This is a genomic window from Phocaeicola acetigenes (assembly GCF_027529745.1).
In the GTDB taxonomy this organism is placed as follows: domain Bacteria; phylum Bacteroidota; class Bacteroidia; order Bacteroidales; family Bacteroidaceae; genus Phocaeicola; species Phocaeicola acetigenes.
Map to the genome: position 1 here is coordinate 263,804 of NZ_JAPZVM010000002.1, position 13,203 is coordinate 277,006.

Below are 13,203 nucleotides of genomic sequence, written 5' to 3' on the forward strand. Positions count from 1 at the left end.
TTTAGCAGATAATGAAGAAAGAGAAAATTATATTGACAGGAGACCGTCCGACTGGAAAACTGCATATCGGACATTATGTAGGTTCGTTGCGTCGTCGTGTTGAGTTGCAGAACTCAGGTCTTTACGACAAGATATTTATATTCGAAGCCGACGGTCAGGCTTTGACAGATAACATTGATAACCCGGAGAAGGTGCGTCAGAATGTAATAGAAGTGGCGCTCGACTATCTGGCTGTAGGATTGGATCCTCAGAAGTCTACTATCTTTATCCAGTCTCAGATACCGGAGTTGTATGAATTGAGCTTTTATTTCATGGACTTGGTTACCGTGTCTCGTCTTCAGCGCAATCCGACAGTGAAGACTGAAATACAGATGCGTAACTTCGAAACCAGTATTCCGGTAGGTTTCTTTACTTATCCAATCAGTCAGGCAGCCGATATTGCAGCTTTCAAGGCTACTACCGTACCGGTAGGCGAAGACCAGGAACCGATGATTGAACAGACCCGTGAAATTGTACGCCGTTTCAATCATATTTATGGAGAAACACTCGTAGAACCGGAAATCTTATTGCCCGATAATGCAGCCTGCTTGCGTTTGCCGGGTACAGACGGTAAGGCAAAGATGAGTAAATCGCTTGGCAACTGTATTTATCTTTCGGATACTGCCGATGAAGTAGAAAAGAAAGTAAAGAGCATGTATACCGATCCTACACACATCAAGGTAAGCGATCCGGGTAAACTGGAAGGAAACTGTGTGTTTACTTATCTGGATGCATTCTGTCGTCCGGAACATTTCGGCCGTTACTTGCCGGAATATCCTGACTTGGATGAACTCAAGGCGCACTATACTCGTGGTGGTTTGGGTGACATGAAGGTGAAGAAATTCCTGGCTGCCATCATGCAGGAAGAGTTGACTCCGATACGCGAACGCCGTAAAGAGTTTGCAAAAGATATTCCTGCTGTGTACGATATGCTGAAGAAAGGTTGTGAAGTAGCGCGTGAAGCTGCAGCACAAACTATGAGTGAAGTACGTCAGGCTATGAAAATCAATTATTTTGATGATGCAGCTTTGATTGAAGAACAGGTAAAACGTTTTGCTCAGGAATAATTCTTATACCAGACAGATACAATTGTCTTTATATTAAAACGGAATCACCCTTACCGCAGAAAACTGTGATAAGGGTGATTCCGTTTTAGATGTATTTTAGAATAAGACCTTTATGTCAGTAGATGACCGTATTTTTTGCGTAACCATCGGTTGAAGAAGAAGAGCAATACCAATGCACCGGCTATGGGAAGGTAGAAGTCCAGTGAGATGTGTCCCCAAAGATGCGAGGTGGAAGTACGCAGTGCATTCAGCATGGTTTTTCCATAAAGCCATCCGATACAGCCGATTGCCGCTATCACCGTCAGTATTAATGCTATCCGCATTCGGAGTTCCATCCGTTTCTCTTTTAAGCGGGCCTCTTCCTCTATCCGTAGCATCATACGGTATGTAAAATTGCTGGACAGCCGGTAAGTAGGTTGTTGCTGCAAAGCTTTTTTTATTCCTTTGTCTTTTTCAGTCATATCTCTTAGTCTTTTGTTTTCATTAATACATATAGTTTTTTTCGCAAGCGATGTAGTTTGACTTTAATGTTTCCTTCGCTTTGATTCAGTATATGTGCAATCTCCGCAATGGTTTTTTCTTCTTCATAGAATAAAGTCAATAAAGCTCTTTCATCGGGAGGAAGCAGTTCCAGTATATTCCGTAATTTCTCCAGATTCTCTTCTGTCTCATCGTCCAAGGCCTCGTCTATTTCTGTTTCCGAAACGGTATTCCATAATTTATCGTCGAAAGTCAGTACCTCCGTCTGCTTTTTTCTTAAGGCAGACAGTGCTGTGTTGTAGGCTATGCGATAAATCCAGGTGGAGAAGCTGCTGTTTCCATTGAACGAAGACAGATGCTCGAAAGCCTTCATGAAAGTATCCTGAGTCAGCTCTTCTGCATCTTCCTCCGAACCTACCATGCGGACTATGAGGGAAAAGACCTGCGTGCCGTAGGTATCGAGGAAATAGGCAAACTCTCCTGTCTTTCCTGCCAGTATTTGGGTAATAATATGTAGTTCGTCTGTTTTCATTTGTCTTTTTAGACGCAGAAACAAAATAAAAGGTTACAAGCGGAAGAAAATATTTTTATCTTGTAACCTCTTTCTGTTTTTTGCGTCTAAAGGGGCAAAGAAACAAAAAAAATGTAGAACTAAAATATGATATTATGGAAGAATTGATGGTAGTAGCCAATGTGGCAATTGTATTTGGAGTAATTTATAAATTGTTTGAATTGTTTGCAGGACGTCGTGAACGCATTCTGATGATTGAAAAACTGGCAGATAAGTTGGACGCCGAATCGTTGAAAGAAGGAAAGTTGCCGGCTTTTCATTTGCCAGCTTCTAGTTCCGGATTACGTTTGGGATGTTTGCTGGCAGGACTTGGCTTAGGCTTATTGGCAGGTTATGCTTTGGTTGTCGGTACTCAGCCGGAGTATTTCTCCGATTCTTATTCTTCGCGTGTAGGTGAGACCGTATCGATTATTTACGGAGCTTGTGTCTTGTTGGGTGGAGGTGCCGGACTGATTGTGTCATTTCTGATTGAAGTGGCAAGGGCTAAGAAAAACAAATAAGGTTATATAGAGAATGAAGCAGTTGCTTCAAATCTTGATGTGATAGTATTATAACTCTCTTATTACTTACATTTTGTTTTACTCTGTAATCGGCGACGTCGTATATACAAACAGCGTCGTCGATTGTGTATTCGATGTCGTTGGTTGTGGGAACAACGTCGCCGGTTATCTTACTCTGCCTGTATGGATAACTTTTTATATGATTCGCTATGGTCTGATTATCTGGTATCCACCAAAAAATGTTATCTTTGCGGTGCAAATACAATAGGATGGATAAGAAATGGCGATATAATGATTTTTCCGGCTTCTTGGCTCGTATGTTTCCTTTCAAGGTACAGAAGATTTCTGTAAATGCCGGTTTTACCTGTCCCAATAGAGATGGCTCGAAAGGATATGGCGGGTGTTCCTATTGTAATAACCAGACTTTTAATCCGGCTTATTGCCGTACGGAGAAAAGCGTATCACAGCAGTTGGAGGAGGGGAAAGCATTCTTTGCACGCAAGTATCCGGAGATGAAATATCTTGCTTATTTTCAGGCGTACACCAATACTTATGCCGAACTGGAGGAGTTGAAACGTATGTACGAAGAGGCTTTGTCTGTAGAAGGAGTAGTGGGTATTGTGATTGGTACTCGTCCGGATTGTATGCCCGATTCTTTGCTTGATTATCTGGTTGAACTGAATAAGCGGACCTTTCTGTTGGTGGAATATGGCATCGAAAGTACGAATGATGAAACATTACGTCGCATCAATAGAGGACACGATTTTGCCTGTACAGCCGATGCGGTACGTCGTACGGCTTCGAGAGGGATATTGACAGGAGGGCATGTCATATTGGGACTTCCCGGAGAAGGTAAAGAAGAGCTGATGGCACAGGCTGAGGCTTTGTCGGAGCTTCCGCTTACTACCCTGAAGTTGCATCAGCTTCAATTAATACGGGGAACGCGGATGGCGCTGGAATATGCCAAAGAGCCTGATTCATTTCATCTGTATTCGGCAGACGAGTACATCGATTTGGTAATCGACTATATTGAGCATTTACGCTCCGATATAGTGCTGGAACGCTTTGTATCGCAGTCGCCCAAAGAGTTGCTTATCGCACCAGACTGGGGATTGAAGAATCATGAATTTACAAATAAAGTAAAGAAGCGTTTGGTGGAACGCGATGCATGGCAGGGAAAGTTTTGTAGTAAAAATAATATAACGTATTAATTTAGTAAGTAAAAAACAATGAAACTGAAAGGTAATGTACATTATGTTGGTGTAAACGACCGTAACAAACATTTGTTTGAAAATCTGTGGCCGTTGCCCTATGGCGTATCTTATAACTCTTATTTGATTGCAGACGAAGAAAAAGTGGTTCTGGTAGATACGGTAGACGTTTGTTATTTTGAACTGTATCTGAAGAAAATCCGCAATGTGATTGGAGACAGAAAGATTGATTACCTGATTATTAATCACATGGAACCGGATCATTCGGGTTCTTTGGCTTTGATCAAGCAGCATTATCCCGATATTATATTGGTAGGTAACAAGAAAACTTTCGATATGGTGGAAGGTTACTATGGGGTAACCGGTGAGCGTTTGGTGGTAGCCGACGGGGATTCTTTGAACGTAGGACATCATAAACTGAACTTCTATCTGATTCCGATGGTGCACTGGCCGGAAACAATGGTTACATTCGATTCTACTGAAGGAATCTTGTTTGCAGGTGATGCCTTTGGCTGCTTTGGAGCATTGAACGGCGGATGTATCGATAAGGATATCAATACAGATATTTATTGGAACGAAATGCGTCGTTACTACTCAAACATTGTGGGTAAATTCGGAAATCCGGTACAGAAGGCTTTGCAGAAATGTAGCGGTCTTGATATCAAGATGATTTGTTCTACTCACGGTCCGGTATGGGAAGAAAATATTGCCAAGGTAGTAGACATGTACGATAAGATGAGCCGCTATGAAGCAGAAGAAGGAGTAGTGATTGCTTACGGTACTATGTATGGTAATACAGAAGAAATGGCTGAGACCATTGCCGAAGAACTGAGCGCACAGGGCATCCGTAATATTGTGATGTATAATGTGTCACATACACATCATTCGTTTATTCTGTCGGATATCTTCAAGTATAAAGGATTGATTGTAGGCTGTACTACATACAATATGAATCTTTATCCTGAGATGGAAGCTTTGTTGAGTAAGGTAGCTGCACGTGAGATGAAGAACCGTTATATGGGATATTTCGGCTCGTTTACATGGGCTAGTGCTGCAGTGAAGAAGTTGTGTGAATGCAGTCAGAAATTGAATTTCGAATTGGTGGGTGAACCTGTAGAAATGAAGCAGAGTATGAAGGCGGATAGCTGCCAGAAGGCTAAAGAATTGGCTAGAGCAATGGCAGAGCGCTTGAAAGCCGACCGTTAAGATGATATATTAACCGGACAGAATGTACATTGTACATTCTGTCGGAAATGAATTCTCCCTTTATGCTATTGGCTGATGTAGCCAGAAGATAAAGGGAGAATTTGTATATAAACGAATCTAAAAGAGCAGCTTTATTTCGATAAACTGAAGCGCAATCCGAATTGCAGGTTGAAGTTGAACGGGTGTTGCTTGCGTATAGTTTCTACATCGCTTCCATCATCAAAGTAATAAGCCATACCAGGTTCAATGTAGATACCGAATCGTTTGACTATGTTTACCTGTGCTCCTACAGCAGCCATTACCGACCATTGCAGAGGAGATATATCCAGCGATCTCGTCTCTTTTTCTATGCTGTTGGTATCGTATGCATAAATAACTTCCTGTTTCCCCGATACGCATTTCTCCATCATTCCTCCTGCAGAAGCATAGAAGTAGAACAGCTTGTTTTGCCAGATGGTACGGTGTATTTTCAGAGGGATACCAATATAATGTAGTTTTTGTTCTTCTTCTACGTACGATTGGGATCCCGAATGAAGTTCGGAAGACAGTAAAGTATAATTCAATCCACTTTCAATGGCCCAGTCGTCATTCAGATTCCATTTTACAGAAGCTCCTATTGTGACAGGAGTGCGATGACGTATATCGGTTTGAGTGACTTGTTCTCTGTTATTCAATAAAACCTGACTATAAGCAGCTTCTACCCGGTTGGTTGGATTGAGTGTTTCGAGCGACATGGCCCGTGTATCCAAACGTCCAAAGCCTCCGAAAGAGGAAGAGGTAGAATAAGGAGTATTCCCTGCAGTTACACCCACAGACCATTTCTGTTTATTGGAAGCCTTGGATTGTGCGTATGCCAGATATTGATTTCTCTGCATTTGCCTTTTATCAGCTTCCATACGCTGCTGGCGAAGTTGCTTGGTGTCTTCTGTATTTTCCTTTTCTGCTTTCGTGATGTTATTTTCTTCTGTTTTTTCACTTTCTTCTTTTATGATAGCAGGTGCCGGAACTTTTTCTTCAACCGGCAAAGTAGCATAGGTTTGTGGTGATACTTCGTCTGTTGTTTTCTTTATTTGTCCTTGAGCAAGGTACTCATGCGCTTCGGAAGGTGTAACTTCTTTTACCGTGACCTGAGGAAGTGAACTTTCATTTACGGTATGAGGTTGTACTTCCTGTGATGCGACAGGTATCTGTTGTATATATTGTGCCGAAGGAGAAGACCAGAACCAAACTGTCAATGAAGAAACAGCCAGTACCAGTACTGCTGCTGCAGCTGTTGTTTGCCATCTGCGCCACATTGGAATAACCTTGGGAGCAGGCAATTCTTTTTCCAGCTCTTCCCATAGATGAGAGGGAAGCGGTTCGGAATAGTCTTCCAAGCTTTTACGTATATCCTGAATCCATTTGTCCTCTTTCTTCATTGTGCTATTTGTTTTCTATATTCGTTAATTCTTTTTTGCAATAAACTTTTGGCACGGTAGAACTGTGACGATGAGGTATGTTCTGCAATGCCTAATAAAGAAGCTATTTCTTTGTGACTCTTGTTCTCGAAAATATATAAGTTTAATACCATTCGGTATCCTTCCGGTAATTCTCTGATAAATTTCATGAGAACAGAGGGAGGAATTTCGTTTATTGAATTTTCGTTTTCATTGGTTTCCTGATCGGGTACTTCTTCCATCAATACCTCTTGCTGCATCTGGGTATTGCGTTTCCTGAGAAACCCCAGTGCTTCATTTACCATTACTTTGGATAGCCAGGCCTTTAAGGAGCCTTCGCCTTGATAGGTAAATTGTCCAATTGATTGAAAGATGCGTAAAAATCCGTCGTGCAGAATATCTTCTGCACTTTCTCTATCGCCGGAATAACGGAGACAAATAGCCATCAGCTGACCGCCGTAACGCTCATAAAGAAGCTTGCGGGCTTTGTTATCTGCTCGCTTACATTGTAACGCCAACTCTTCTTCTGTCATATCCGGTTTTATTCTCTGTTTTTATTTTTAAAATGAAGATGAGGTAAATTTACTGCATCTGATTCATTACTTTTTTTTATTAATGTATTTTAACAAACAGGCATGCAGTGAACTTTCTTTTCTTGTATTTAAGAGATGAAACTAAAAAAGAAAGTGTATAATGAAACTTCTAAAACAAATGCATTGCATGTCCCTTGTATTAGGGAGTATTTTCCTTTCATCTTGTTTGAATGATGATGAGCCGGAAGGATTTTATTCTACGTTGGGTACAGTTACGGAAGTGGGCACTAATCTGACTTTTGAATCGGACTCTTACGGCTTGTTAAAGCCTACTAATCCGAACTGGTTTATTGTTGAAAAAGCAGACTCAGTCGGGCAACGTGTATTGGCTGGAGTTCAGTTTTATGAAGGTGAGAAACGAAATAACGAAAGTACTCCTGCTTCTGTTCAGATAGTAGAACTCTATAAGGTTCTGACTAAAAACGTAGATGATATAAGAAATGGTGAAGAAGATATATATGGAGATGACCCTGTGCATATTGCTGTAGCTTCTGTGACTAAAGAGCATCTGAATATTCAGTTTACGCTCGCATCTTCTACATCGGGAAAGCCGCATCGCATCAGTCTGGTACTGACGGAAGAAAGTGTACCTGATGAAAATGGAATACTTCCGGTAGAGTTCCGTCATAATGCTGAAGGAGATTTGCCTGATTGGGATACCAGAGGCTGGGGAATTGCTTCGTATACTTTAGCGAGTATAGATGAAAAATACCCTGATACGGAAATTAAAGGATTTAAGATTCTATATTATGACGAATCTGGTTCGCATGCACAATGTATAGTGAAACGGCAAGCGATGGATAGAATGATTATAAAACCTTTGACCGTTTCTTCTGTAATGCACTCTTTTTAAAATTATATATTAATGAAAATCCCGGTAGGACCGACATTGGTTGTCCGTCACTACCGGGTCTTTGTTTTTATAGAAGAGTGTTTATTTTACATAAGTAGAATCGTCGAAGCGATATCCTCGCAAGAAGTCGGTAACTTCCATTCGTTTTTTTCCTGCTAACTGTAAGGAACGTATATTCAGATATCCGTCTGTAGTAGCAATACGGAAGTAAGTTTTTTTATCTGTATCGATACTGCCCGGTTGATAGTTGTGTGAGCAATATTGTTTTTCTGTTTCGAATATCTTCAGCATTACCGGTGCTTGTTCTCCTTGGTGAAGCTCTGTCCATGCAGCAGGGTAGGGAGACAATCCTCGTACGAAATCGTATACCTTCTTTACTCCTTGCGTCCAGTCTATGCGACAGGTCTCTTTAAATATTTTAGGAGCCGGACGCAGTTCTTCTATTTGAGCCAGTTCTTCTTGCGGAGTTGTCTTTACGTTACCGTCCAGAATGGCATCTACAGTCTTTAGTACCAAATCTCCTCCTAACATCATCAGGCGGTTGTATACAATTTCTACGTTATCTGTATCTGCTATAGGTACCCGTACCTGATCGATGATTTCACCTGTATCAATTTCATGCTTCAGGAAAAATGTTGTAATTCCTGTTTCTGTATCTCCGTTGATGACCGCCCAGTTGATGGGAGCAGCTCCTCTGTATTGTGGTAATAGAGAAGCATGAAGATTGAAAGTTCCCATAGGAGGCATATTCCAGACTACTTCGGGCAGCATACGGAATGCCACCACAATCTGCAAGTCGGCTTTCAGTTCACGAAGCTCGGCTAAGAACTGTTCGTCTTTCAGCTTTTCCGGTTGAAGCACTTTCAAACCTTGTGATACGGCATACTGTTTTACCGGACTAGGCTGGAGCACACTGCCATGACGTCCCATTGGTTTGTCGGGCATGGTGATAACTCCTACTATATTATATCCTCCTTCTACCAGCCGCTTCAAACTCTCTACGGCAAATTCGGGAGTACCCATGTATACAATTCTTAAGTCTTTCTTATTCATATGTATGTCTTTTGTATTTATTCAGTTGAAAAATCTACCAAGACCTGACGGTATGTGTTCAGCATTTTCGATTTCGAAACGAAACCAATGTACTTGTCTTCTTCATCTACTACCGGTAAGTTCCATGCTTGAGTATCATCGAACTTTTTCATGATTACTTCCATGGAGTCTGTATTGATAATACGTGCCGGTGGAAGATTCATGAAACGTTCTACATAAAAGCGATGGTATAATTCTTGTCGGAACATGATGTTTCGGATATCATCCAATACTACAATACCAATCAAATGATCCTGAGTATCGACAACGGGGAATAGGTTACGATTTGATTTTGAAATCACTTTTACCATTTCTCCCAAGTCCATGTTAGGATGAACTTTCAGAAAGTCTGTTTCTACGATACTTTCTATATTCATCAAAGTCAGTACCGCTTTGTCTTTATGATGTGTAATCAGTTCTCCTTTTTTAGCCAGACGCATGGAGTAGATACTGTGAGGCTCAAAAACAATGATGGTAAGATAGGCACTGACTGATACAATCATCAGCGGGAGGAAGAGCTGATATCCTCCGGTGAGTTCGGCAATCAGGAAGATTCCGGTCAGTGGTGCATGCATGACTCCTGACATCAGTCCTGCCATTCCCATCAGTGCAAAGTTCTTTTCGGGAATGAACACATTGCCTATATGGAACTCATTACATACATGTGAAAAGACAAACCCGGCAATACAGCCTAAAAACAAACTTGGTGCAAAGATACCACCGCATCCGCCACCTCCATTGGTCGCACTGGAGGCAAATACTTTGAACAGGATGATAAGTATAAGGTATAAAACCAACAAACTGCTGCTGCCGTAGAACAGTGAGTTGTTCATTACGGTTTCCCATTCAGCATTTGTGGTTCCGTTCAGCAGGAGTGAAATGGTATCGTATCCTTCACCGTATAGTGGAGGAAACAGGAAAATCAATACACTCAGCATTGCACCACCTATCAAGAACTTGATATAAGGATTGCTGTAACGGCGGAAAATGTTTTCTATCCAGTTCATGGAGCGGGTGAAATACCAGGCTACCAATCCGCAGAATATACCTAAGGCAATAGCATAAGGAATACGTTCCAGTGCAAAAGGATAATCCAGATGAAACTGGAACATTGCTTCCGTACCGGTGAGCAGATAGGAAACCGATGCAGCTGTGACACTGGTAATCAGCAGTGGAAGCAGCGAGGCCATGGTAAGGTCAATCATCAGTACTTCGAGGGTGAAGACCAATCCTGCAATAGGAGCTTTGAAGATGCCCGATACAGCACCTGCCGCACCACATCCTACAAGTAGCATCAGTGTACGGTGATCCATACGGAAGATACTACCCAGATTGGAACCGATGGCTGAGCCTGTCAGTACAATCGGAGCTTCGGCACCGACCGAACCACCACATCCGATGGTGATGGCTGATGCGCATACAGACGACCAGATGTTATGGCGTTTGATACGACTCTGTTTTCGTGAGATGGCATAAAGAATTTTGGTCACCCCATGACTGATGTCATCGCGTACCACTTTACGGATAAAAAGACTCGTCAGAAAAATACCGACTACCGGATATACAAGATACAACCAGTTTACTCCTGTTGAGTCGAAATTTTCTGTCAGAAACTCTTTGATGTACTCTACCAGGAATTTCAAAACATAAGCAGCAAAAGCGGTGAAGATACCCACCAGAAAGCTCAGGATTAAAATGAACTGTTTATCTTTGATATGTTTGCTTCTCCAGACAATAAATCGCTGAAGTAATGTCTTTTTTTCTTGAATGGATTCCATACTCTTGTCTTTTATTCCCGGATAATTTTGATTTCTCCTCCCTTGCCCAGTTTGATGATGCTTGAAGGTTTGGGGTGTCCGGTTTCTTCACGTCGGAAGTCCACTACATAGTCTACGGCTTGTTTGATTTCTTCTGTAATTTCACTGAATACAGCCGGTGCCGGTTGTCCGCTGATGTTGGCAGATGTCGAGACGATTGCTTTTCGGAAACGGAAACAAAGCTGTTTGGAGAACTCTTCTTCGGTTACACGGATGCCTACACTGCCGTCTTCTGCTATTAAGTTGGGAGCCAGATTGCGTGCATTATCATAAATAATAGTCAGAGGTTTTGTAGTCAGTTCAATTAAGTCCCAAGCTACCGAAGGAACGTCACGTACATAAAAATCTACCTTCACCGGACTGTCTACCAATACGAGCATTGCCTTGCTGTCCGCACGGTGTTTGATTTCGTATACTCTTTTTACAGCTTCTTCGTTGGTTGCATCACAGCCTATTCCCCACACTGTATCGGTTGGATATAAAATAACTCCACCCTTCTGCATCACTTCGCAGGCTTTTTTTATTTCGTCTTTCATCATAAGTTTTCTATTTTAAACACTAACAAGCAAAAGTACAAATGATTTTACGAGGACGCAAAAAACTTTCGCTAAATTTGCGGGAAAGAGAGGAAATGTATGTCAGACGGACGTAAGATTATTCATATCGACATGGATGCCTTTTATGCTTCTATTGAGCAACGCGACCATCCGGAACTGAAGGGGAAACCGGTGGCAGTGGGGCATGCCGATTTGCGTGGTGTAGTGGCTGCGGCCAGTTACGAGGCACGCCGGTATGGGGTACGTTCGGCTATGTCGTCGGTAAAGGCAAAGAAACTCTGCCCCGAATTGATTTTCGTAGAAGGGCGGATGGAAGTCTACAAAGGCGTATCGGCTCGTATTCATGAAATCTTTCACGATTATACGGATATCGTTGAACCGATTTCACTGGATGAGGCTTTTCTTGATGTTTCAGAGAATAAGAAGCACATTGAACTGGCTGTGGATATTGCACGGGAAATCAAGCAACGTATCCGCTCGGAACTGAATCTGGTGGCTTCGGCCGGTGTTTCTTACAATAAGTTTCTGGCAAAAGTAGCCTCCGATTATCGTAAGCCAGACGGACTGTGCACCATTCATCCCGAGCGGGCTGAAGAGTTTATCAGTACCCTTCCCATCGAATCGTTCTGGGGAGTTGGGAGTGTGACGGCCAGGAAAATGCATCTGTTGGGAATACACACAGGGAAAGACTTGCGGGCCTGTTCGCTTGAGATGTTGATACGGCAGTTTGGTAAAACCGGTCAGTTGTATTACGATTTTGCCCGGGGAATAGATTTGCGTCCCGTAGAAGCTGAGCGTATACGTAAGTCGATAGGTTGCGAGCATACCTTGGAGAAAGATATTACACTGAAATCGTCAGTAATTATCGAACTTTACCATGTAGCCCGTGAACTGGTAGTACGCTTGGAACGGAAAGAGTTCAAGGGGATGACTTTGACACTGAAGGTGAAATTCCATGATTTTTCCCAGATTACCCGGAGTCGCACTTCTTCCCGCTTGTTGTATAAACTGGAGGATATACTCCCTATGGCCAAGCAGTTGTTGAGTGAAGTGGACTATGAGCAACATCCTATCCGTTTGTTAGGATTGTCTGTATCTAATCCAAAGGATGAACAGCAAGAGCGTGTTCCGGAGTGGGTACAACTGGAGTTGGAATTTGAAAAATAACAAATTGTCATTTCTGACAAAATGATAATTTACCCCTTTGTGGAATGGCGTATTTGGACTTCGGTAGGAAAGTGCCGGGGAAAAAGGGCATTTTTTGAAGGTTGATAAAGTGCAAAAAGATAGTATTTGCCGCGCTATTTATATAATAAGTTCTGTATTTACCGTATTTCTTCTGTTTATTTGTCTGGTAATGTTTTATAAATATGTAATTTGGTAATACGGAATTTGTCTTGCTTTGCTTGTGAAAAACAAAGAAAAGGAGATGAAAAGTTGCTGTAAAATCTATGTTTGGTTGCGTTGGCAGATGCGATTAGTCGCATTATCCGACGGTACTTGTATCGTTTCCTGTCAATACAAGTATCGTAAACTGTCGGTTCAATTGAAAAACCTTCTTGTTTAATGCAGTGCAATTCTGTTGTAAAACATGTATTTTACTCTGTTTTTGTCTCTTTTTCTTTTTGTAAATGAAGATTTTTCTTCAAATGCGTGTTATCGAAAAGTGCTGATTTCTTGAATTTGTATAGTGTAATTCCTTTTTTAATGTTATTTTGTTTTTCTTGTAAAATACCCTCAGAACCTTTTTGTGTGAGAAGTGTTTATAAAAAGAATCAGTT

13 protein-coding genes are annotated in these 13,203 nt (G+C 41.8%); 6 read left to right on the forward strand and 7 right to left on the reverse strand.

What is annotated here, in order from left to right; all coding sequences use genetic code 11:
* Positions 1-11 precede the first annotated feature (11 nt).
* On the forward strand, positions 12-1,106 hold the full coding sequence (gene trpS, locus O6P32_RS03625) for a tryptophan--tRNA ligase (protein WP_269876855.1): 1,095 nt from the start codon (positions 12-14) through the stop codon (positions 1,104-1,106).
* Positions 1,107-1,216: 110 nt separating this feature from the next.
* Here the strand turns inward: trpS and O6P32_RS03630 are convergent, their stop codons facing one another.
* Together O6P32_RS03630 and O6P32_RS03635 are read right to left on the reverse strand one after the other, a co-directional pair.
* Positions 1,217-1,567 carry a hypothetical protein gene (locus O6P32_RS03630; protein ID WP_178266099.1) on the reverse strand — a complete coding sequence of 117 codons (351 nt, stop codon included), beginning with the start codon at positions 1,565-1,567 and terminating at the stop codon, positions 1,217-1,219.
* 5 nt (positions 1,568-1,572) lie between these two features.
* Positions 1,573-2,118: an RNA polymerase sigma factor gene (locus tag O6P32_RS03635; RefSeq protein ID WP_178266100.1), complete on the reverse strand. Its 546-nt coding sequence runs from the start codon at positions 2,116-2,118 to the stop codon at positions 1,573-1,575.
* A gap of 134 nt (positions 2,119-2,252) precedes the next feature.
* Here O6P32_RS03635 and O6P32_RS03640 point away from each other — a divergent pair, with 134 nt between their 5' ends.
* The 3 genes from O6P32_RS03640 (at position 2,253) to O6P32_RS03650 (ending at position 5,074) form a co-directional block, all read left to right on the forward strand.
* On the forward strand, positions 2,253-2,657 hold the full coding sequence (locus O6P32_RS03640) for a DUF6249 domain-containing protein (RefSeq protein ID WP_269876856.1): 405 nt from the start codon (positions 2,253-2,255) through the stop codon (positions 2,655-2,657).
* A 269-nt stretch (positions 2,658-2,926) separates the two neighbouring features.
* Positions 2,927-3,868, forward strand: a complete 942-nt coding sequence (locus tag O6P32_RS03645) for a TIGR01212 family radical SAM protein (protein ID WP_269876857.1) — start codon at positions 2,927-2,929, stop codon at positions 3,866-3,868.
* 18 nt (positions 3,869-3,886) lie between these two features.
* Positions 3,887-5,074 carry an FprA family A-type flavoprotein gene (locus tag O6P32_RS03650; protein WP_269876859.1) on the forward strand — a complete coding sequence of 396 codons (1,188 nt, stop codon included), beginning with the start codon at positions 3,887-3,889 and terminating at the stop codon, positions 5,072-5,074.
* A 131-nt stretch (positions 5,075-5,205) separates the two neighbouring features.
* Here O6P32_RS03650 and O6P32_RS03655 read toward each other — a convergent pair whose 3' ends face one another.
* Positions 5,206-6,492 (reverse strand): porin family protein, encoded by a 1,287-nt coding sequence (locus tag O6P32_RS03655; RefSeq protein WP_269876861.1) that lies wholly within the window; start codon positions 6,490-6,492, stop codon positions 5,206-5,208.
* Positions 6,489-7,043 carry an RNA polymerase sigma factor gene (locus O6P32_RS03660; protein WP_269876863.1) on the reverse strand — a complete coding sequence of 185 codons (555 nt, stop codon included), beginning with the start codon at positions 7,041-7,043 and terminating at the stop codon, positions 6,489-6,491. The genes O6P32_RS03655 and O6P32_RS03660 overlap by 4 nt, the downstream gene beginning before the upstream one ends.
* 178 nt (positions 7,044-7,221) lie before the next feature.
* Between O6P32_RS03660 and O6P32_RS03665 the strand changes: the two genes are divergently transcribed.
* The gene (locus O6P32_RS03665) at positions 7,222-7,956 is read left to right on the forward strand and encodes a NigD1/NigD2 family lipoprotein (protein WP_456299575.1); all 735 of its coding nucleotides are present in this window, start codon (positions 7,222-7,224) and stop codon (positions 7,954-7,956) included.
* 81 nt (positions 7,957-8,037) lie between these two features.
* Here O6P32_RS03665 and fmt read toward each other — a convergent pair whose 3' ends face one another.
* From fmt to O6P32_RS03680, 3 genes are read right to left on the reverse strand one after another with little or no spacing between them, the layout of a single operon-like run.
* Positions 8,038-9,009, reverse strand: a complete 972-nt coding sequence (gene fmt, locus O6P32_RS03670; RefSeq protein ID WP_269876866.1) for a methionyl-tRNA formyltransferase — start codon at positions 9,007-9,009, stop codon at positions 8,038-8,040.
* A gap of 17 nt (positions 9,010-9,026) precedes the next feature.
* Positions 9,027-10,826 carry a chloride channel protein gene (locus O6P32_RS03675; RefSeq protein WP_178266109.1) on the reverse strand — a complete coding sequence of 600 codons (1,800 nt, stop codon included), beginning with the start codon at positions 10,824-10,826 and terminating at the stop codon, positions 9,027-9,029.
* Between the two features lie 11 nt (positions 10,827-10,837).
* A complete protein-coding gene (locus tag O6P32_RS03680) occupies positions 10,838-11,401 on the reverse strand; it encodes an L-threonylcarbamoyladenylate synthase (protein WP_269877042.1) in 564 nt (187 codons plus the stop codon).
* 99 nt (positions 11,402-11,500) lie between these two features.
* On the opposite strand from O6P32_RS03680, the gene dinB reads away from it, so the two are divergent.
* Positions 11,501-12,589 carry a DNA polymerase IV gene (dinB, locus tag O6P32_RS03685; protein WP_269876869.1) on the forward strand — a complete coding sequence of 363 codons (1,089 nt, stop codon included), beginning with the start codon at positions 11,501-11,503 and terminating at the stop codon, positions 12,587-12,589.
* Positions 12,590-13,203 lie beyond the last annotated feature (614 nt).